We start from the raw sequence: 21,386 nt of genomic DNA on the forward strand, positions 1-21,386 counted from the left end.
TGAATTCCAATTTTTATGAATAATCAAAAAAAATATCGTAAAAACTTAGCTATTTCTCATCATGTTATACATCACTATGGATGGGATGATTTATTAGCAACTCATATCTCTGCTAGATTACCTAATGGAAATATTATCATTACTCCTCATAATGTATCTTTCGATAAAGTGACTAAGAAGAATCTAGTCACAGTTGATTTAGATGGCAATATAATCTCTGATAATGGCTACAAGGTAATGCCACAAGCTGCCAATATTCATCTTGAAACATATAAAGCTAGGAAAGATATTAATGCAATTATTCATACACACAGTAAATATGCTGTAGCATTATCATCACTAGAGTGTGGCATGCAATTTTGCAACCAACAATCACTAAGGTTTTATGATGATATTTCATACCACCACTACTATGGTCTTGCTCTTGAAAATGAAGGTAAAGCTATAGCTGAAAGTCTTGGTGAAAAAAATAATATGATGATATTGGATAATCACGGAGTTATAACAACTGCTGACTCTATCGAAAAAGCTATTTACAAACATTACTACTTTGAGCAAGCTATTGAAATAGAAATTAAAACTTTAGCTACTGGTCAAAAGGTTAAACCTATTCCTCAAGAAGTGTGCAAAAAAACAGCTGAGCAATTTTCTAATATACAGTCTTGTCATCATGAGTTTGAACTATTTAAGAGAATTACAAAAAACTATAGGTAAAGCCTTTTCCACTATTTTTTATCAATAATCTTTTTATCTAAAAAATCAATTTTTTGATATAATTTACATTATATTTATACTTTTAAAAAATCATCATAATGAAAGCATCTCAAACACTTGTTGCTACTACAAAAGAACTACCTAAAGAAGCTGTTTTAACATCACATCAATACATGCTGAAAGCTGGGCTTATTAAAAAGCTTGCTTCAGGTATTTATACATGGATGCCAATGGGTTTAAAGGTACTGCAGAAAATTCAAACTATAGTTCGTCAAGAAATGAACAAAGCTGGTGCAAGTGAATTACTTTTACCAACAGTATTACCATCTGAGCTTCTTAAAGAGACTCATCGTTGGGACAAATTTGGTCCTGAGCTTTTAAAGCTTAAAGATAGACATGATAGAGACTTTTGCTATGGCCCAACCCATGAAGAACCAATAGTTGATATGGCTAGAGATACTATCAAAAGCTACAAACAACTACCATTAAACTTGTACCAAATACAAACAAAATTCCGGGACGAAATTCGCCCTCGTTTTGGTGTGATGAGAGCTAGAGAATTCATAATGAAAGATGCTTATTCTTTCCATGAAAATGTAGAGTGTTTAAATAAGTCATATAAAATTATGTTTCAAGCTTATTGTAATATCTTAAACCATATTGGGCTTAACTTTAGACCAGTAAAAGCTGATACTGGAGCTATTGGTGGTGATAACAGTCATGAGTTTCAAGTACTTGCAAATGCTGGTGAAGATATAGTCTGCTATAGTAATGATAGTGATTATGCTGCAAATATAGAGCTTGCAACTTATGCTAAGCCTGACTTGAGCAAAAAAATAGTATCCTCAAATTCTATAGAAAAAATTCATACTCCAAATATTAAAACTATCGAAAAACTTTGCAAAGAAATGGATTTTGACATCAAACAAACTGTTAAAACAATGGTTATCAAAGATGCTGATGATAACTTCTTTGCATTAGTTATTCGTGGTGATCATGAACTTAATGAAACAAAAATAAACAAGCTTGAGCAAATAACAGCTCCATATAACCTAGCGAGTAGAGAAGAAATTTTCTCACTTTTTAATGCTAATCCAGGGTCGCTTGGTATTTATGAGTGTCCTATTAAAATAATAGCTGATTTTAGTGCTGTGGAAATCTCAGATATAGTTTGTGGTGCTAATGAAGATGATTATCACCTTACAAATGTAAATTGGGATAAAGACATAGCAAACTATGAAGTTGCTGACATCCGTAATGTAGTAGCAGGAGATATCTCACCAGATGGAAACGGTACACTAGAGCTCACAAATGGTATAGAAGTTGGTCATATCTTTGAGCTTGGAGATGTTTACTCTAAACCGATGAATGCGACTGTAATTGGCCAAGATGGTAAAGGGAAACCTATACTTATGGGTTGCTATGGTTTTGGTGTTTCTCGTGTAATGGCAGCCGCCATTGAACAATCTCATGATGATAGAGGTATTATTTGGCCTGAAGCCATAGCACCATACCAAGTAGCTATATTACCAATAAATTATAATAAATCTGAAAAAGTTAAAGAACTTGCTGATAACTTATATCAAGAACTTTTAGATAAAGGCTTTGATGTACTTTTAGATGATAGAGGTGCAAGACCTGGAGTAATGTTTGCTGATGCGGACTTGGTTGGCTACTCTCATCATGTAGTAATTGGTGATAGACTATTAGAACAAAATTTAATTGAGTATAAAAATCGTAAGACTCAGGAAAAGCAAGAAATTACTGTTGAAGAGCTAATGACTACAATTTAAAATGAAAAAAAACATTCTTTTTAGCCTCGTATTAATTATAGCGATAGACATAGTCTTCCCGACATTAGCGATGCCTACTCCAACTGAATATTCAGTATTAATAGTACTGTTGATATCAGACCTATTATCTAACCTTATTGTTAGCTCAACGGGACTAAAAAAATATTTATTGGATGACAGCCATTCATTCAACACATATCTATATCACCTTATGTTAGTAGGATTTGTAACTTTTTCAGTTATTCTTTGTGCTGGATGTTTTGTATTCATTCTTACAAATAAAGGATTTGTTTATTTGCAAGTAGAATTTTTCATAACTGCAATTACGGCAATACTTTTACTTTTCAAGGTCGTAACTTCATCATTAAAAGATAATTTAAACAAGGATGTTGAAGGCATTTATAATCGCTATAATTATATATACTATTTGATAAATATTTTTTATTATTCTCTCAAAATAAAAAAGTAACCTTTAAAACTTAACAACTGTTCTAATATTTTTATGCATATCTGCAAAACCTTTATTAATATCTTCTATTTGAATATTCGAGGTTATTAGGTTATCGATATCAATCCTTCCATCCATGTACCAGTCAACTATCATTGGTACATCTGTACGACCTCGCATTCCACCAAAAGCGGATCCTTTCCAAGTACGACCTGTTACAAGTTGAAACGGTCTTGTGCTAATTTCTTGCCCTGCTCCAGCGACTCCAATAATCACACTTTCACCCCAACCTTTATGTACACACTCAAGTGCTTGACGCATTACACCCGTTTTACCAATACACTCAAAGCTGTAATCAGCACCACCCCCGGTTAAACGAACCAAATGGGCAACTATATCTTCATCCAATTCATTAGGGTTAACAAAATCTGTCATGCCATATTTTTCAGCTAGCTCTTTTTTGTCATTGTTAATGTCTACACCAACTATTTGTCCAGCTCCGACTAATTTAGCTCCTTGGATCACATTTAAACCAATACCTCCCAAACCAAATACTACAACACTAGATCCAGCTTCAACATTAGCTGTTTTAACCACAGCACCCACACCTGTAGTTACACCACAACCGATATAGCAAACTTTATCTAAAGGTGCATCTTTACGAATTTTAGCAACGGCTATTTCAGGAAGTACTGTATAGTTTGAAAATGTTGAGCACCCCATATAGTGATGAATTGCTTGACCATCTGCTGTTGTAAAACGAGATGTACCATCAGGCATCAGACCTTTACCTTGAGTTTCACGGATAGACTGGCAAAGATTTGTTTTAGGATTTAAACAAAAGTTACACTCTCTACACTCTGGCGTATATAGTGCTATTACATGATCACCTTTTTTTACAGATGTTACATTCTTACCAACCTCAACCACAACTCCTGCTCCTTCATGCCCTAATATAGCAGGAAAAAGTCCTTCAGGATCCATACCTGAGAGTGTAAATGCATCAGTATGGCAAATACCAGTAGCTTTTATCTCAACCAAAACCTCATTATCTTTAGGTAGCCCAACATCTACAATCTCTATAGAAAGTGGTTCACCTGCTTTATATGCAACTGCTGCTTTAGATTTAATAACCATAGTCTAACTCTTAGAAAGTTTAATTTGTGACTATAATTTTAAATGATAAGAATATAAATAGACAATAATTTTATGAAATATTATTAATTGAATTTAATCACGCTTGTAGATATCTTCCAAACGCACGATGTCATCTTCACCTAGATAATCACCTACTTGAACTTCAATTATTTGAATATCACTATCTGTAAAATTTTCCAATCTATGCACAGATTCTTTTGGTATAAATACATTTTCACCAACATTATACTCTTTCACACTATCATCAACTGTAATAGTTGGCTTACCTGTAACGACTACCCAATGCTCAGCTCTTTTAAAGTGCTTTTGCAATGACAACTGCCCTTTTGGCTTTACTGTGATAATTTTAGTTTGACTCTTATCTGTGAAATTAAGGGTTTGATATGTACCCCATGGGCGTTCGTAAACTTTACCTGTTTCATTTAAATCAGACATTTTATTTATCCTTATTTAGTTTATTTTCAAAACATATTATCAGCTATTTACTTATCTAATTCAAGATTACTATCTTAGTAGCTGAATTTAATAGAACTGTTTTATAGCTTATCCTTTAAATGGAATTTCAAGCATACCTTTAATACTTTGTGTAGTTCTAGCATCTTTATACTCATCAAGACCTATATTCATCTCATAATGTCCTTTACTAGGTTGAGCTTTATAGGTTTTAAAAAACCTATCCCATATGGAAAAATTAAAACCAAAGTTTGAATTTGTCTCACCCACAACAGTTGAATGATGGACTCTATGCATATCAGGCGTTATTATAAAAACCCTCAAAATTTTATCAACATTCTTAGTTAAACCAATATTACCATGATTAAACATTGCAGTTGCATTCAAAACTATCTCAAAAATAATTACAGCTAATACAGGTGCTCCTATTATTGTAACTACAACTATTTTAATGAGCATCGATAAAATCATTTCGAACGGATGAAATCTAAGTCCAGTCGTTACATCAATATCCATATCCGCATGATGTACTTTATGAATACTCCATAAAATAGGAATATGATGAAATAATACATGCTGCAAATATATTGATAAATCTAGTACTATAAAAGCAATTACTATTTTTAATGATTCAGCAAATTCAAAATAGTTCAAAACTCCAATTTTGTTTAACTCACAAAATAAAGCCACACCAACTGCAGCAACTGGAAAAATCAGTCTAAGAAGAATTGTATTAATAAAAATCAACAGTAAATTATTTAGCCAACGAGTCGACTTTTTCTGTTGTAGTTTTCTTTTTGGCAAAAATAGCTCAAGTGTAGCAACTATAAGTAACATACCAATAAAAAAAATTAATCTAATAGTTACTTCAGTCATTTAAATATAGCTATCCAGTAATTTATAATATCAGATATCTTTTATTACACCACACCACATTCTATTTCCACCTCCACCTAGAGGTTCTGGATCATCAGAATAATTATCTGATCCTTCATGCACCATCAAGCTATGTCCTTCAAGTTCCTCTAATGAAGCTAATCTAGGCGCAACAACTGGTTTTGTAGCACTCCCATCAGGATTAACAATCAGCACAGGTAAATCTCCTTTATGTCCATCATCACTATATGGACCTAAATGCTTATTAGTGTTTTCAGGATCCCAATGTCCTCCAGCAGCTTTACCACCATCCGCACAACTTGGATTAATGTGTATATGCATACCATGAGTAGTTGAGGGTGGTAAGTTATATAAATGAGGAGTTATCAGTAAACCTTCTTGATCACCATTAGTAACGTATGGAGCAATAGTAATGGTTCCTACTTCTTTATTTGTCTGAGTATCTTTAAGATGTACAATAAGTTCATTATCGTGTTTAAGATCGTAGGTTTTTTCTTTTTGTTCAATAATAGCACAACTGCCTAACATCCCAACACAAACTAAATTACTAAGCATTTTAATATTTTTTAACATTGCGAACTCTTATTATAGTAAATAACTCTACAAATCATCATACCAATAATCATAAATATTTCAAAATATTATAGCAGAAATTATATTTTTGTATTTTTACACTGAAAAAAATAATGATATAAACATTAATTACTCATACCAACTATCAAGTTTTTGTTTAAGTTTCTCAAGCCCCATTTTTTTAAGAGCTGAAAATAATTGATATGACACTTTATCTGTAGTTTTAAAAGTAGCTAAAAAACTATCTAACATTTTAGTTGCTTGAGCTCTTTCTCTATTATTTAGCTTATCTGCTTTTGTAAGCAATATATGTAAATTAAGGTTACAAGCTATTGCTAACTCTATCATTAAGCAGTCAAACTCTTTAAGGTCATGACGAGGGTCAACTAAAAGTACAATTCCTGTTAGGCATTCTCGTGAAGCCAAATATAACTCCATTTCGCTCTGCCATTGTTTTTTAATTTTTTCAGAAACTTTTGCATAACCATAGCCTGGTAAATCAACAAGTCTTTTACCTTCACCAATATCAAATAAATTAATAAGCTGAGTCCTACCTGGAGTTTTACTGACTCTAGCTAAAGCTTTTTGCTCTGTAAGAGTATTTAAGGCACTTGATTTACCAGCGTTTGAACGCCCTGCAAATGCTACCTCTATTCCAATATCTTCTGGAAGCTGTGAAACTTTAGCTGCTCCCATGATGTATTTTGCACTTCTATATATCATAGTTTATTCTCTAGTTTAATTTTTTCAAAAAGTCCATGACAAGCTGTATCAACCATTAAAAAAACTTTCTCAAAATTATCTTCATAATACGGGTCCGGAACATCGGTTAAATTTATTGCTGGCGCATATTGAAGCATCTTAGTAACTTTTGAAAAATCTGCACGAGGAAACATTACTTTCATAGTGTTGATATTTTCTTGATCCATCGCAACTATATAGTGATAATCATCAAAATCTGACTCTAATAATTGTTGAGATCTCTGATCTGATAAATCACAATCATATTTTTTAGCCATTTCTTGTGCTCTAAAATCGGCTTGATCACCTTCATGCCCCCACTTCTGTGAGCTAGTTCCACAAGATGCTATCTCAATTTTATTACTAAAGTCATTAGAGTCTACAATATCTCTAAAAATCCCATGTGCTGTCGGGGATCTACAAATATTACCCTTACAAACAAATAATACTTTTATCATATCTTGACCTTTACTCATAACTACTTAGCTTCCTTCATATCTTTTGCAAGTTTACTATTTGATTGCAACTTAAAACCTTGAAAGAATTTACTATCTGGTTTAAGCATAAACACAACTTCATTTTTACCATTAAAGCTTTCTTTATATGAATTCATACTTTTTAAGAACTCGTACAATGGTATAGAGTTTGCATAAGCTGCTGTAAATATTTTTGCAGCTTTACCGTCAGCTTCTGCTCTTATAGTCTTAGATTCTTTCTCAGCTTGCGCTATAGTTACCGTAACTTTTGCATCAGCTGATGCTTTTATTTTCTCAGCTAATTGTACACCTTCTGCTCTTATAGAAGAAGCTACTTTATGACGCGAAGACTTCATTCTCTGGTATATAGAATCTGTGACTGTATCAGGTAAATCTATCTGTTTCACTCTCACATCAACTACAGATACACCTATTTGTATAGCCTGTTTTTGTACACTCTTAGTAAGTGCTATCATAAGCTTATCGCGATTATTATTTATAAGACTTTGAATATCATTATTACCAACTTCTGCACGCAAAGATGACTCTAAGAATTGCTTAAGCAATGTCTCAGCTCTGTCAACATTACCACTTGTACTTGTAAAGAATTTAGAGATGTTATCAATTTTCCATACAACATAAGCATTAATCAACACATCTTTTTGTTCTTTAGTAACAACTCTAGCCGAATCTGCTTCTAATATACGGTTACGCATATCATAAGTTTTAACGGTATCTAAAAGTGGAACTTTAATATGGATACCTGGTTCATACTCGATAACTTGTCCAGAACTATCTTTTTTAAGTTCACCAAGCCTTAGTATAACCGACTCACTACCTTGTTTTACTATAAACTTAGTACTTAAAATAACAATAGATGCAACAACTACAACCACTAAGAATATTTTTAAAATTTTATTCATTTTTTAGTTACTCCCTTGACTGTTTGCATCTAAACTTGGCATTAATGCTTTTTTACTGTTTTCACCTAAACCATAAAATATATTTTTCGCACCATCACCATCAATCAAGAAAATCTTATTATGCTGAAGTACATCTGAAATAGTATTAAAGTACATTTGGTTTGTAACAATGTCAGGATTTTTCTTATAGATCGGTAATAACTGCTCAAATTGGGCTGTTTCACCTTGAGCTTCAAGTACAATTTTTTGCTTATAAGCATTTGCTTGATCAATAATTCTTTGCGCTTTACCCTGTGCTACTGGTACAATTCTATTTGCATAGCTTTCAGCATCATTTTGCTCTCTTTCACGATCTTCACGGGCTTTAATCACATCGTCAAATGCACTTTTCACAGCATCTGGAGCTTGAGCTGGTTGCATAATCACTTCACTCACATAAATACCAGTATTATACGTTTGAAGAAGGTTTTCCATTTCTTTGCGTACTTGTTGAGTAATTACAGCTCTATTGGTTGTAAGTATTTCCTCAAGCTTATTTTCACCTACAACCTGTCTTACAGCACTTTCTAAAGTCTGTTGAAGTAGTTTAGTAGGGTTATTATTTGCAAACAAAAATTTCTCTAAATCAGATATACGGTATTGTACTGTAAATGAAATATGCACTATATTTTCTTGAGAAGTAAGCATATCTCTTTTTAAAGAAATAGTTTTTAACTCTTGAACATTTTCTTTATAAACACTATCAAAACCAAGCGGATACCAATGAAGTCCTGGCTCGACCATTTTAGAAAACTTTCCAAGTCGTAAGACTGCGGCTTGCTCTGCAGGTTGCACCACATAAAAACCAAAACCTACCCATGCAGCTATAATAACTGCAATAACTATACTAGCTATTTTTTTTATTGGGAAATTCTCTAATGTTGGTTGGTTTTTATCCGCATTTTTTGAATAAATACTTTCACTACCATCACCGCTATCTTTTTTCTTTTTCCCAAAGAACTTCTTTATCATTTCCTCTAAGTCTGGTGGGCCTTGCTCTGAGTTTTTATACCAAAACAACCTTTTTTTCATTTTTTCTAACATTAGTTATTCCTATAATCTATAAATTGATATTATTTTGTACCATTCATATTATATATAAAAATATCTGTAATTTTTAATTATCTACAACATAATATAGCAAAGCTAGTATATCTTTATTGAATAACTCTAAATATCATTCTACAATCTATATATAAAATATAAGTTTTATCACATTGAAGGAATAATTATGAAAATAGCAATTAATGGTGTTGGAATCGCTGGTCCTACTTTAGCATGGTGGCTTAAAGAATATGGTTTTGAACCGGTGTTATTTGAAAAAGCTCCTGAATTTAGAACCGGAGGTTATTTAGTTGATTTTTGGGGAGCTGGATGCGAAGTACTCAAAAAAATGGGGCTGTTTGAGGAACTAAAAAATAAATCTTATAAAATCAAAAATATTCATTGTTTTAATGGTAGAGGTAGAAGATCTTCAAAAGTAAATATCTCATCTCTTATAGAAGATAATTATGGCGAATTTCTAAGTGTTAAACGAGGAGATATTTCCTCCGTTATTTATAATGCTTGTGGTGAGATCGAAACTCGTTTTGGTACTTTTGTAACAAGCGTAGAAAATAATGATGATAAGGTTATCGCTCATCTCTCTGATGGGACGAAAGAATCTTTTGACTTAGTTATAGGCGCTGATGGACTACACTCACACACAAGATCTTTGGCTTTTAGTGATTCTGAATTTAAAGAACATGACCTAAATACTTTTGTTGCAGCCTTCTCATTAGAAGACTACAAGTTTCATGAAAACTACACCTATGGACTGTGTGTAGAAGACGATAGACAAATCTCTCGCGTAACATTAGAAACTGGGGAAACTTTAGTTATGTTTACGATGAGCTCTAATCTTGTTGATAAAATTCCTGCAACACTAGATGAAAAAAAAGAAATCATTAGATCAGTATTTAAAGATATTCAATGGGAAGCACCTGAGCTTCTATCAAGATTAAATGATGTTGATAATATTTATTTTGATAGTGTTACTCAAGTAAAGATGAATAACTGGTATAACAATAGGATCGCCTTAGTTGGTGATGCTGCATCATGTCCTTCCATACTTATGGGACAAGGAAGTATATTTGCTATTATTGAGGCTTATGTATTAGCTGGTGAGCTTTATAAAGCTAAAGGTGATTACAAAGTTGCTTTCCCAGCATGGCAAAATAAGCTAAAAGATATAATCGACAGAAAGCAAAAACTTGGGCTAATGAATCTTTCAACATCAGCACCTGAAGAAGTTTTCAAAAAATATCTTTCTACTATTACTGTAAATATCTCTTCGACGCCAATAGTATCAAAATTTATTGGTGCTGGAATATTTCATAATGAAATAGATGTTTCAGACTATAAATAATTTTAAAAAATCTAATATCTTTTATTATATGAAAACTGATCTTATAAATGTTGTAGATACTGAAACTTTGATATATTTGCAACAAACCTATAGTCAACTAGAATATTCTATTTCAGCGTCTAAAAAGAAATTACTTTATAAAAATAATCAATTATCACTATTAACTGATTCAAAAAAAATTTATATAGATTTTTCTGATAATGACATAGCTTCTAGGATAAACCCAAAATTAAAAAAATGTAGTGTTGTCCAAGCTGTAGAGGGAAGAAAAAAAGATAAAATGCTAATTCTTGATTCAACAGCTGGATTAGGTAGAGATTCATTTACACTTGCAGCAAGAGGACATAACGTAGTTTCTATTGAAAAAGACCCTTACATATTTTTACTCTTAAAAAATGCTCTAGAAAGAGCTAAACAGATTGAAGACTTAAAAAACATAGCAGATAAAATAACTCTTATAAACCAAGATGCTAATGATTATATAAAAAACAATAGCTCTCTAATTTTTGACTGTATTTATATTGACCCAATGTTCCCTGAACGTAAAAAAAGTGCCAAAGTAAAACAAAATATGCAAATTATGCATGATATTGCATTTATTGATGAAAAAGGAAACAGCCTTTTGGTTGAAAATTCAATACAGTCACAAAAGACTAAAAAGCTAGTAATAAAACGACCAGTTAATGCTGAATTCTTATCTGCTAAAGCACCCTCTTCACAAATAAAAGGCAAATCAAATAGATTTGATATTTATAGCATTTAGATTAAGTTTTTCTTAGCTCTTGTATATGCTACAACTAAAAATACTCCTGCCAAAATCATACAGCAAGCACTTACAAGAAAATATGGAGTAAATTCTTTTATATGTGCAGGAGCACTACTAATATCAGCTATAGTTTGGCTATAATAAAATGACTTACTAATAAACACTGTAGCTAGAATTATTAACCCTATCGATAATCTAAATGCGACAAATATACATCCCAATACAAACAGCATATATATAAGATAATCAAACCCAAATAGCATTTTTAAATTTAAGATATATGGGTTAACAAAAAAATACATTAATAGTACCCATATAACTAATATTAAGAGGCTTACAATAATTGCAAATATCAGTCTTATTTTATCAACAGCTTCAAACATAGGTTTAATAAACCAGCTAATACCTACTATAAGCACTGCAACTATCTGAGCTGACATGAAAATTAAAGCTGTTGATATACTATATTTTGCCGATAAATAAGTTATTATGAGAATATTTAGTATAGCAAATGACCATGCTAGCCTATTTTGTTTGTAAAGTAAGATGGCAAATATAAAAAACATTAAATTGCCAAAACATTCTAACATTACATCATTAAGTGTAATCATATAAATTTATACCCCGGTATGTTTTGTTTAATCAAAAGAATATATACTACTATTATCTGACAATATATAAAGTAATATTATGAAGTCTTTTAAAAAGCAGCTCACAATTTTTAGTTTATCACTGTTCGTAACTAACAGCTTATATGCTCTTGATAGCGTATACAGTTGGCAAGATTCTCGAGGCAATACTGTTTTTTCTCAAACTGAACCCTTGTTTGATAATGAGTTTGAAGAAATTGGAGTGCATGTTAGTCAAGATGATCATGAATCTTCTCCGATACTAGAACAGCTAAACTCAATAAAAGCTAATAACTTATATATTAAATCTGAAGAAACTCAAGATCAGCCTCAAAAAAGCTCTCAAAGTAGAGAGACTATTAATGTAAGGGTTATATCTCCTGCACAGGGTGATAAGGTATTTGCTCATGGAGCTAAACTACCAATAATACTTGAGCCTACTCTTACTGCTGAAGACCATCCTGTTTTCCTTATTAATGACATTTCCACTCGAGGTCATTATGAAAATGGCGTTTGGATGGTTTATAGACCTAACCCTGGAGGGGTTAGTATAAGTGTCCGAGGTACTACCCACGATCACAAGATCATAAATTCATCAAGTGATAGTCAAATCTACATAAGAAATGTTATGGGAAGATAATTTCTTTATTACTTTCATAACGCTTTCGTAAGCTAAGTATTTTCGTTATAATAAATTTACATAAAGTATAGGTTTATTATCATCTCATGAATAAAATAAATAAAATCTTAATAACTTTAACCATGGCTAGCTCATATTCTATCGCTCTTGCTGATTCTCAACAAGTTTATTCATGGAGATCTGAAAATGGTAATGTAGTGTTTTCAGAAGAAAAGCCCGCTGACAATGTAGACTATAAAACAATAAATGTTGGAAAACCAACCGTAGTTGATACAAAAGCTTCCAAAAAATCGACTAAAGATATTGAAATTGGTCAATCTGATATAGAAAAACTAGCGAACTCTAAGCTTGCTGAAAATAATAAGCAGGAACTAGATAGTGCTCAAAGTCAAATTCTTGAGGTAACAATAACCTCTCCATCAGAAACAGAAAACAAGTTCTCTAAAGAGGAGCAAATTCCTATTACTACAGATCCAGCAATTACTGCTGATGATCATCCTGAATTTCTAGTAAATGGTTCTAAAGTTCCTGGTAATTTCCAAAATGGTTCTTGGACAATACCTAGACCAGAGCCAGGTCAGAACAAAATTACAGTTGCTGGAACTACAGCCGGTGGTCAGCAAATAAAATCCTCAAATGAAGCAACTCTAGGCATATTTAACGGCACGATTCAACAGATGAAAAATACTGGCAACTACCGAAGAGCTGCTGCAAACTAAAAGCTTATTATTAGACAGTTTCAAACAATTAACTTTTTATATTTTATACCAATATGTATGACCATTTATCATGGATTTATATTGGAACTAACATTACTTCTAATTGAACCAATTAACCTCTATAAACTTCTCAGCATTTTTTTCTTTTAAATGATCCAAGTTAGGACACTTCGTAGTATGAATAACTACACCTTTAGATACACTCATATACCCCTCAATAGCATCTGGGTATTCTGGCTGACAACATTTTGCCATTTCATATTTCATACCATCAAAACCTGAAACTAAAATCTTTTTAACGTTAGACTTTGAGTTTGCATTTTTGTTTTGATTTTTCTTGTTTAAGGTCTCTTCTGCCGTATAAACATCAATTATATGATTAACAGCACTCTTAAGCCTAATATTACCATTCTCAATAGCTGCAAATAAACTCTCAACTGATTGAAAATTAAATTTTTGAGCAACTTCAAGGTAATTAACCTCTTCAACATCATAGCCTTTTAACTCTTTAAGAAGCCTCTCCTTTCCAAGAATCACATTATCTTCTTTATTCTGCTCATTAAACCACTTCGTTACACGCGAACGATTTTTAGCTGATGATAAATACCCCAATGATTCAGATGCCCACATTTTGCTTGGATTTGGTTCTTTCTGTGTAAGAATCTCAACCCTATCGCCTGTAACCAATTTTGTTGTTAAAGATACTATTTTCCCATTTATCTTCGCACCTTTAGTTCTATGACCAACCATTGTATGGACAGAATAAGCAAAATCTAAAACTGTAGATCCTTCAGATAAATCAATTAACTCATTTGCTGGAGTAAATACATAAAGTCTATTATTTAATTCTTTTGTAATATTGCTTTCTTCTTCATTGATCTCTTGTTCCCATTCAAGAAGAGATCTAAGCCAAGCTACACGAGCCTCATAAGAAGCATCAAACCTAACACCCTCTTTATAACGCCAGTGAGCGGCAAAACCTAATTCTGACTGCTCATGCATTTCATGAGTTCTAATCTGAATCTCTAGGTTTTTACCATTTTTTCTAACAACAGTATGTATTGATTTATAGCCATTTGGTTTAGGGTTTGAAATATAATCAGTAAACTCTTCATGTACCGGTGAGTATAAATTATTCACTTCAGCAAGAACTTTATAACACTCATCAATATCACTAGTAATAACTCTTACAGCTGTTATATCAAAAAGTGCATCAATGTCCTTATAACCTTTATTGCGGAGCTTTTTATAGATACTATAAATATGTTTAACACGACCTTGCACACCAGCATGAAAATCATATTTTTTGAGGGTTGTTTTTAAGTCTTTAATAACATCTATGAGAAACTGTTCTCGTTGTACCCGAGTCACACCTAGACTTTTTGCTATTTTTTTATACTCTTCTGCTTCAAGAAAGAAAAAAGCTCTATCTTCTAGTTCCCATTTGATACTACCTAAGCCTAATCTATTTGCCAACGGCGCATAAATATCTAGCGTTTCACGAGCTATAACTTGCTGCGTTTCGGCTTTTAATGACTTAAGGTGTCTTATGGTGCAAAGTTTATCTACAATTTTTACTAATACTATCCGTACATCTTCAATAATTGTTAAGAGCATTTTTCTAAAGGTATCTATCTGCTCTAATGATATAGAAGATGATCTATACATTCTAATCGCAGACATTTTACGCGTACCTTGTAAAATATGAAGCACAGTCTTACCACAAGAAGCTTCTACTTCTTCATCTGTTATATCAGCAAAATTATATAGCTCATATAATATGCCTGCAGCAACAGACTCTTCATCAGCACGAATTTTAAATAGTATATACGCCATTTCAATCGCGTATAAAAAAGAGCTAATTCCTGTTGGATGTCTTATACTTTCAGAACTTTTATCTTTGAGTAAATTTAATGCTGAATTTATAATTCCAAACTTATCATCAGAATAGAAATCACTTAACTCAGCTATAAGCAAATCATCCTTTATTTGGCCACTACTATTTAAAAGTTTTGAATCAATAACTTGCATAAATACTCACTAAGTAAAAAATATAAAGTTGGTCTATAAGCCGGGTTCTGTAGTAAACAGTCATTTATCTAGGTATGTTATCACTAACATACTCAAGCAACCTACCCTGCCACAGTACGAGCAGTACTATAGTGACGCTATTTGGTCTTGCTTTAGATGGGGTTTACAATGCCATTGAATGTTACCACCAATGCGGTGCGCTCTTACCACACCTTTTCACCCTTACTCTGCTATGCAAAGCGGTATATTTTCTGCTGCACTTTCCGTAGGCTCACGCCCCCCAGATGTTATCTGGCATCTTGCTCTATAAAGCCCGGACTTTCCTCACTCTCTAAACAAATAGATAAGCGCGACTGCCCGACCAACTTTATAAGTTTTAGCCTTCTCTAAGTCGGGCTAACTCTAACTTATTGTTTGATTTTACAGAATTATATTCTTCCTGCAAAGCAGTTATTCTAGCATTATAGTGTTTTTTTAATTTTATGACCTCTGATTCAAGGTTCATACGATCATTATTAAGCTTTTGCCTAGACTCATTATATAGTTCTTGAAAGTTAGTTCTATCATACCTAACTGCTTGAATCATTTTAAAAAGTTCAATTACATCACCTGATTGAGTTTGCAACTTTTTGTTATCAAACTCACTTGTATAGTCAACAACCGGCTTACCTTTAAAACGACTATTATTGTTATTATGGTATCTTTTCTTGTGTTCAGAATGTGGTTTTTTCATAGGAAATAAAACTATAGAAAATTATAAGTGTTAATCTACCAAAGCCTACTAGTAAATGCAATATTTGTATCCGTTTATATCTTGTTTATTAGTTACTTTTAGTAAAATTTATAGTTTTGAGTAAACATAGCACTTTCAAAAAGTTTAAATCAATAGGAAAAGAATGTATTATCTAACCTATTATATTTTCATAATATTTTATAATTAATGCAGTATAGAAAAGATATAGATGGATTGAGGGCTTTTGCTGTTATTTCAGTAGTTTTATTTCATCTTAATATCAGCTGGGTAAAATCTGGCTTTTTAGGTGTCGATATATTTTTTGTAATTTCTGGTTATTTAATAACAACTATTGTTATTAGAGATTTAGAAAATCAAATGTTTTCTATCAAAAACTTCTATTTAAGAAGAATAAGGAGAATACTACCTGCATTAATAGTTGTATTGTTCTTCTCAACTTTTTTTGCATGGTTAATACTTCTGCCTCAAGACCTAGTCAACTATTCAGAATCAGCTACTAGTGCAATTGCATCATTTTCTAACCTTTTCTTCTTTATTAAGCTTGATTTTGGCTATTTTGGAGCTGATTCAGCAACTATACCTCTCTTACATACCTGGTCATTGGGTGTTGAAGAACAATTTTACATCGTATGGCCAGTGATTTTAGCAGTTATGTATAAGGCTAAGATTTCTGGCAGAAAATCTCTACTTACTATCTCAACGATACTATTTATAATTTCTATATTATTTTTCTTATCAGTAAACTCAAACATCTATATTTTAAATTCTCAAAGATGGTACTATTTCCCTCTCCATAGAGCATTTGAACTACTTTTCGGATGTATATTATCGATAATACTAGTTAAATATAAATCCTATAGCTCAAACAAAATTTTACTAAATACTCTATCTGTAATTGCCGCTATTTGTTTAATCACTCCGGTATACTTTGTGGAAGTACCTTTCCCTAGTTACTGGACAATAGTTGCTTGCTTAGGTGCTAGTTTATTTATATATAGTGGCAGTGGCGAGGTTAAACCTTTTTGCAACAGGTTACTATCTTTTAAGCCTTTTGTAGCTATAGGTCTTATATCTTATTCCCTGTATTTATGGCACTGGCCAATCATAGCTTTTGTTAACTACCTAAGCATAGATAAAACATCTCTAGTTTGTTTTGCTATACTCGTTATTAGCATGCTTATTGCAACATTATCTTACTTGTTTGTAGAGAAACCTTTTAGACATAAATACAAGTTTAGTTTCTCCAAAAGTGTGTTATTTTTATGGATAGTTCCAATTATATTTTTTGCTGTATTTTGTTTGTCAGCAAAGTATCTTAATATTGGTTTTAATCAGCCAAAAACAAATCAAAATACACTAACTTATTCATATAAGTTTGACAGCATTGATAACAATAAATGTTTTTTGATGAGACAATCTGCTGAACTGTACTCAAAACAACTACCTAACCCTAAATACTGTACTTTTGGTGATGCTGATTCTAAACAGACCAATTATCTAATTATAGGTGATTCACATGCAAGATCTGAAGTACCAATGCTTCAAATATGGTTGAAAAATATTAATCAAAAAGCCTTTGTTGTGACTCAAAAAACGACTCCTTTTCTTTACAGCTTAGCTAATATTATTGAGGGCGTATCCGCCCCTGATAGAAATAATGCTATAAAGAACCTGATAAAATCAAAAAAATATAAATACGTTGTATTATCTGGAGAATGGTCTAAAGACATTTATTCTGATTATATAAGTTCATTAAAACAGTCTGTAAAACTAATTATAGATAATGGCTCAATACCAATACTAATACTAGATACTCCTATACTTTCCCCTAGCATGAATAATCTTTGCTCATTAGAAAAACAAAGCTTACCATTTCTTTTCAAAGAAAATGCTTGTCAACTTGATGTTAACTATGTATCTCAGCAACAACAATCTTTTATAAATTTGGTGGGTAAAATTAAAAAAGATTATCCCCAGCTGATAGTTATAGATCCTAAAAAAGCACTATGCAACGATAAATACTGTAATACTGAAATAGATAACACACCGGTATATGCTGACTCAAATCACCTTAACTATATTGGATCTGAATTACTAGGAAAAGAATATCTAAAAAAATTTGGCAATCCGTTGAAAAACCTTTAAACTAGAGTACAAAATTATTAAATTTTAATTAAAAAAATAAGGAAGCAAAATGTTATCAGATAAACTATTAAATGCTCTAAATGATCAGTTCAATTACGAATTAGAATCAGCGAATATTTACTTAGCTATGGCTGGATATACAGAGGACCTTGGACTGGGTGGTTTTACAAATTGGTTTATGGCTCAATATGAAGAAGAGTTATTTCATGCCAAAAAAATAATGAAATATATCAACGATAAAAATGGTCGCATTGAAGTGCAAGCAACTTCGGCACCTCAAAATCATTTTAACTCGCTACTTGAAGTTTTCGAAGAAACATTAAGACATGAGGAAGATATAACATCAAAACTTTATCACCTAATGGATATTGCTTTAGATGAGAAAGAGCATGCAACTAAAAGCTTTTTACAATGGTTTATAGATGAGCAAGTTGAAGAGGAAGCTACAGTCTGTGACATGATTAATAAAATAAAATTAGTGAAAGATAGTGGTTTATACTTACTAGACCAAGAAGCTGCTAAAAGATCTTTCTCTCCTGAAACTTTATAGTTTCACATCTATCTATATTTTCAAAAAACTTATTTCAATACTTATATTTAATACTAACCGCACCTACTATTAAACTAATAGTCCATGTTTTGCAGTATTAATAAATATCACTCAAAACATTGTTAAGGCTACTCTACTTCTAGCATAATTGTTATAATACTTCTCAAGAATTATTTAGCAGATTTAAAACATGAAGCTTTATGTATACCACCACTGTCCTTATTGCATTAAAGTTAGACTTATTGCAGATTTAAGTAGTCTAAGTTATGAGTTAGTCTTTCTAGCTAATGATGATGAAAAATCTCATATAGATAAAATAGGCTCAAAACAAGTTCCATTTATTGAGCTTAATGATGGTAGCTTTATAAAAGAAAGTGATAATATTTGCAAATATATTGCAAAACTTAAAGATTTTAACATTGAGAACTCAAACATTGATAATTCAGTAAAAGAAAACTTAGCATTATTACCAGAACATTATCGCAGAGTAGTATATCCTAGGATCCCTTATCATCCTGCAAATGAGTGTGATTTTCCTACCCAAAGTGCTAGAGAATATTTTATAGCTAAAAAATCTCAATATATTGGCGATATGGATGCATTACTTAAAAATCCTCCGTATGATGCTGTACTAGCTATAAATAAAATACTTAAAGAAATCGACCCTTTTATAAACACTCCCTTTATTAATGGAGATAATTTTTCTTGGGATGATATAAATATTTTTCCGACATTTTTTATACTAACAATGGCAAAAGGAATGATTGAATTTCCTGAAAACATAGCTAAATACATACAAAATATTGAAAGTAAAACAAACATAGAACTATACTAAGATGATAATATCCGTAGAATCAATAGATAAAATACTACCTCAAACTCAGTGCCAAAAATGTACTTACGATGACTGCTATAGTTATGCTAAAGCTATTACAAATGGTGAATCACATAACAAATGTATAACAGGTGGTGAAAAGACATTAAAAGAATTATCACAACTTTTAAACAAACCTGAGATTCCTCTTGATAGCTCTCTTGGAGAGCATAAAGCTCGTGCTAGTGCAGTTGTCGATGAATCAATGTGCATTGGTTGCGAAAAATGCCTTTTAGCCTGCCCTGTAGATGCAATAGTTGGCTCTAAAAAGCTTATGCATACAGTTATTGAAAGTGAGTGTACAGGATGTGAGCTGTGTATAGAACCTTGCCCGATGGATTGTATTTCATTAGTTGATATTGCAACTGAAAGACAACCAGAAAATTTAACCGATAACGAATACGAAAATCAAAAAGATCATTATCGTGATAGATATGTCTATCATAAAGATAAAGAAAAGCATCAAAAAGAACAAAAACGCCAAGCTTATACAAACATAGCAACTGCCAAAGATATGGATAAAAAAGCTTATATTGCTGCTTCATTAGCTAGATATAAAAACAAGAAAAAAGTTACTACTCGCAATGAATAAAGAAAAACGCACTAAAATATTTGAGATTTGGCGTGAAAATGACCCAAAACCAACAACAGAGCTAGAGTTTAACTCTACTTTTGAACTTTTAATTGCCGTGATACTATCTGCTCAAGCGACTGATGTTTCTGTAAATAAAGCTACTGAGGTTTTATATAAAGAGGCAAACACTCCAGAACAAATATTTGCACTTGGTGAACAAAAATTAGCTACATATATAAAATCTATTGGACTATATAAGACAAAAGCCAAAAATGTAATTGCTACCTGCAAAGACCTTATTGATAAATTCAATTCTCAAGTGCCTGATGATTTTGATAGTCTAATATCTCTAGCCGGTGTTGGTCGTAAAACAGCAAATGTAGTTTTAAATACTGCTTTTGGTAAACCTGTTATGGCTGTTGACACACATATTTTTAGGCTTGCAAATCGCATACCTTTAGCTAAAGGAAAGACTGTTAATGAAGTTGAGAAAAGATTAATGCGCGTAATTCCTAAAGAGTTTTTACAAGATGCTCATCATTGGATAATCCTTCATGGTAGATATATTTGCACTGCTCAACGCCCAAAATGCCGTAACTGTATTATATATGACTACTGTGAATTTAAAGATAAGGAAAAATATATATGATATTTTCTAATGATAGAGTTGAATTGCGAGGTATGATAATATCAAGCTGGCAAAAATTTATAGCTAATCAGCAACTTACAGCCATAGAAGAACAAATTGCTAGAATCATAGAGTTACACCCGGAGTATCATAATCAATTTACTATGCAAAATATTGACACTGACTACTCGCCAGATATGGGACAAGTTAATCCTTTTTTGCATATAAGCTTACACCTTGCTATTATTGAACAAGTACAAACAAATCGTCCCGCTGGTATTAATCAGGTTTATAAAGATTTACTGGTAAAATACAACCATGATGAGCATAAGGTTCATCACACTATGATAGACTATCTAGCTGAAGAAATGTGGAGTTCACAAAAATATAACTGCGCTCCTGATGAATCAAAATATTTAGCAAATTTACAAGGATTAATTACTAAGTAAATATG

24 protein-coding genes and 1 other RNA gene are annotated in these 21,386 nt (G+C 32.0%); 13 read left to right on the plus strand and 12 right to left on the minus strand.

Annotated features, from left to right (window positions below):
* The first annotated feature begins 15 nt into the window (after positions 1-15).
* The 3 genes from FLM55_RS02475 (at position 16) to FLM55_RS02485 (ending at position 2,976) form a co-directional block, all read left to right on the plus strand.
* Positions 16-714, plus strand: a complete 699-nt coding sequence (locus FLM55_RS02475; RefSeq protein ID WP_178947861.1) for a class II aldolase/adducin family protein — start codon at positions 16-18, stop codon at positions 712-714.
* 98 nt (positions 715-812) lie between these two features.
* A complete protein-coding gene (locus FLM55_RS02480; RefSeq protein WP_178947862.1) occupies positions 813-2,507 on the plus strand; it encodes a proline--tRNA ligase in 1,695 nt (564 codons plus the stop codon).
* A gap of 1 nt (position 2,508) precedes the next feature.
* Positions 2,509-2,976 carry a hypothetical protein gene (locus FLM55_RS02485; protein WP_178947863.1) on the plus strand — a complete coding sequence of 156 codons (468 nt, stop codon included), beginning with the start codon at positions 2,509-2,511 and terminating at the stop codon, positions 2,974-2,976.
* A gap of 3 nt (positions 2,977-2,979) precedes the next feature.
* Here FLM55_RS02485 and FLM55_RS02490 read toward each other — a convergent pair whose 3' ends face one another.
* The 8 genes from FLM55_RS02490 to hflK form a co-directional block, all read right to left on the minus strand.
* A complete protein-coding gene (locus FLM55_RS02490) occupies positions 2,980-4,092 on the minus strand; it encodes an S-(hydroxymethyl)glutathione dehydrogenase/class III alcohol dehydrogenase (protein WP_178947864.1) in 1,113 nt (370 codons plus the stop codon).
* Positions 4,093-4,185: 93 nt separating this feature from the next.
* A complete protein-coding gene (locus FLM55_RS02495; RefSeq protein ID WP_178947865.1) occupies positions 4,186-4,548 on the minus strand; it encodes a phosphomannose isomerase type II C-terminal cupin domain in 363 nt (120 codons plus the stop codon).
* A gap of 108 nt (positions 4,549-4,656) precedes the next feature.
* Entirely contained in the window at positions 4,657-5,442 is a 786-nt protein-coding gene (locus tag FLM55_RS02500; protein ID WP_178947866.1) for a sterol desaturase family protein, read from the minus strand.
* A gap of 30 nt (positions 5,443-5,472) precedes the next feature.
* Entirely contained in the window at positions 5,473-5,991 is a 519-nt protein-coding gene (locus FLM55_RS02505; RefSeq protein ID WP_256868928.1) for a superoxide dismutase family protein, read from the minus strand.
* Positions 5,992-6,165: 174 nt separating this feature from the next.
* A complete protein-coding gene (gene yihA / locus FLM55_RS02510) occupies positions 6,166-6,759 on the minus strand; it encodes a ribosome biogenesis GTP-binding protein YihA/YsxC (protein WP_178947867.1) in 594 nt (197 codons plus the stop codon).
* A complete protein-coding gene (locus FLM55_RS02515) occupies positions 6,756-7,253 on the minus strand; it encodes a low molecular weight protein-tyrosine-phosphatase (protein ID WP_178947868.1) in 498 nt (165 codons plus the stop codon). The genes yihA and FLM55_RS02515 overlap by 4 nt, the downstream gene beginning before the upstream one ends.
* A gap of 2 nt (positions 7,254-7,255) precedes the next feature.
* Positions 7,256-8,176, minus strand: coding sequence for a protease modulator HflC (gene hflC, locus FLM55_RS02520; protein WP_112869712.1), 921 nt, complete (start codon positions 8,174-8,176; stop codon positions 7,256-7,258).
* Positions 8,177-8,179: 3 nt separating this feature from the next.
* On the minus strand, positions 8,180-9,259 hold the full coding sequence (hflK, locus tag FLM55_RS02525) for an FtsH protease activity modulator HflK (RefSeq protein WP_178947869.1): 1,080 nt from the start codon (positions 9,257-9,259) through the stop codon (positions 8,180-8,182).
* Positions 9,260-9,443: 184 nt separating this feature from the next.
* Between hflK and FLM55_RS02530 the strand changes: the two genes are divergently transcribed.
* Both FLM55_RS02530 and FLM55_RS02535 read left to right on the plus strand, forming a co-directional pair.
* The gene (locus FLM55_RS02530; RefSeq protein WP_178949044.1) at positions 9,444-10,622 is read left to right on the plus strand and encodes an FAD-binding domain; all 1,179 of its coding nucleotides are present in this window, start codon (positions 9,444-9,446) and stop codon (positions 10,620-10,622) included.
* Positions 10,623-10,665: 43 nt separating this feature from the next.
* Positions 10,666-11,385, plus strand: a complete 720-nt coding sequence (locus FLM55_RS02535; protein ID WP_373193969.1) for a class I SAM-dependent methyltransferase — start codon at positions 10,666-10,668, stop codon at positions 11,383-11,385.
* Here FLM55_RS02535 and FLM55_RS02540 read toward each other — a convergent pair.
* A complete protein-coding gene (locus FLM55_RS02540) occupies positions 11,382-11,999 on the minus strand; it encodes a hypothetical protein (protein WP_178947871.1) in 618 nt (205 codons plus the stop codon). The genes FLM55_RS02535 and FLM55_RS02540 overlap by 4 nt on opposite strands.
* A 79-nt stretch (positions 12,000-12,078) precedes the next feature.
* On the opposite strand from FLM55_RS02540, the gene FLM55_RS02545 reads away from it, so the two are divergent.
* On the plus strand, positions 12,079-12,657 hold the full coding sequence (locus FLM55_RS02545) for a DUF4124 domain-containing protein (RefSeq protein WP_178947872.1): 579 nt from the start codon (positions 12,079-12,081) through the stop codon (positions 12,655-12,657).
* 86 nt (positions 12,658-12,743) lie between these two features.
* The gene (locus FLM55_RS02550) at positions 12,744-13,376 is read left to right on the plus strand and encodes a DUF4124 domain-containing protein (protein ID WP_178947873.1); all 633 of its coding nucleotides are present in this window, start codon (positions 12,744-12,746) and stop codon (positions 13,374-13,376) included.
* A 99-nt stretch (positions 13,377-13,475) separates the two neighbouring features.
* Here FLM55_RS02550 and FLM55_RS02555 read toward each other — a convergent pair whose 3' ends face one another.
* From FLM55_RS02555 to FLM55_RS02565, 3 genes are all read right to left on the minus strand, one after another.
* The gene (locus FLM55_RS02555) at positions 13,476-15,407 is read right to left on the minus strand and encodes a bifunctional (p)ppGpp synthetase/guanosine-3',5'-bis(diphosphate) 3'-pyrophosphohydrolase (RefSeq protein WP_178947874.1); all 1,932 of its coding nucleotides are present in this window, start codon (positions 15,405-15,407) and stop codon (positions 13,476-13,478) included.
* 20 nt (positions 15,408-15,427) lie between these two features.
* Positions 15,428-15,776: RNase P RNA component class A (rnpB, locus tag FLM55_RS02560), an RNA gene on the minus strand.
* 7 nt (positions 15,777-15,783) lie between these two features.
* On the minus strand, positions 15,784-16,140 hold the full coding sequence (locus tag FLM55_RS02565) for a hypothetical protein (RefSeq protein ID WP_178947875.1): 357 nt from the start codon (positions 16,138-16,140) through the stop codon (positions 15,784-15,786).
* Positions 16,141-16,347: 207 nt separating this feature from the next.
* Between FLM55_RS02565 and FLM55_RS02570 the strand changes: the two genes are divergently transcribed.
* The 6 genes from FLM55_RS02570 (at position 16,348) to FLM55_RS02595 (ending at position 21,381) form a co-directional block, all read left to right on the plus strand.
* Positions 16,348-18,306, plus strand: a complete 1,959-nt coding sequence (locus tag FLM55_RS02570) for an acyltransferase family protein (protein WP_178947876.1) — start codon at positions 16,348-16,350, stop codon at positions 18,304-18,306.
* Positions 18,307-18,355: 49 nt separating this feature from the next.
* Positions 18,356-18,856 (plus strand): ferritin, encoded by a 501-nt coding sequence (locus FLM55_RS02575; protein WP_178947877.1) that lies wholly within the window; start codon positions 18,356-18,358, stop codon positions 18,854-18,856.
* A gap of 190 nt (positions 18,857-19,046) precedes the next feature.
* Positions 19,047-19,691: a glutaredoxin 2 gene (grxB, locus tag FLM55_RS02580; RefSeq protein ID WP_178947878.1), complete on the plus strand. Its 645-nt coding sequence runs from the start codon at positions 19,047-19,049 to the stop codon at positions 19,689-19,691.
* A gap of 1 nt (position 19,692) precedes the next feature.
* The gene (locus tag FLM55_RS02585) at positions 19,693-20,322 is read left to right on the plus strand and encodes an RnfABCDGE type electron transport complex subunit B (protein WP_178947879.1); all 630 of its coding nucleotides are present in this window, start codon (positions 19,693-19,695) and stop codon (positions 20,320-20,322) included.
* Positions 20,315-20,953, plus strand: coding sequence for an endonuclease III (nth, locus tag FLM55_RS02590; protein WP_178947880.1), 639 nt, complete (start codon positions 20,315-20,317; stop codon positions 20,951-20,953). The genes FLM55_RS02585 and nth overlap by 8 nt, the downstream gene beginning before the upstream one ends.
* Entirely contained in the window at positions 20,950-21,381 is a 432-nt protein-coding gene (locus tag FLM55_RS02595) for a DUF1841 family protein (protein WP_178947881.1), read from the plus strand. Before nth ends, FLM55_RS02595 begins: the two co-directional genes overlap by 4 nt.
* Positions 21,382-21,386 lie beyond the last annotated feature (5 nt).

Source organism: Francisella sp. Scap27 (genome assembly GCF_013394105.1).
GTDB lineage: Bacteria > Pseudomonadota > Gammaproteobacteria > Francisellales > Francisellaceae > Francisella > Francisella adeliensis.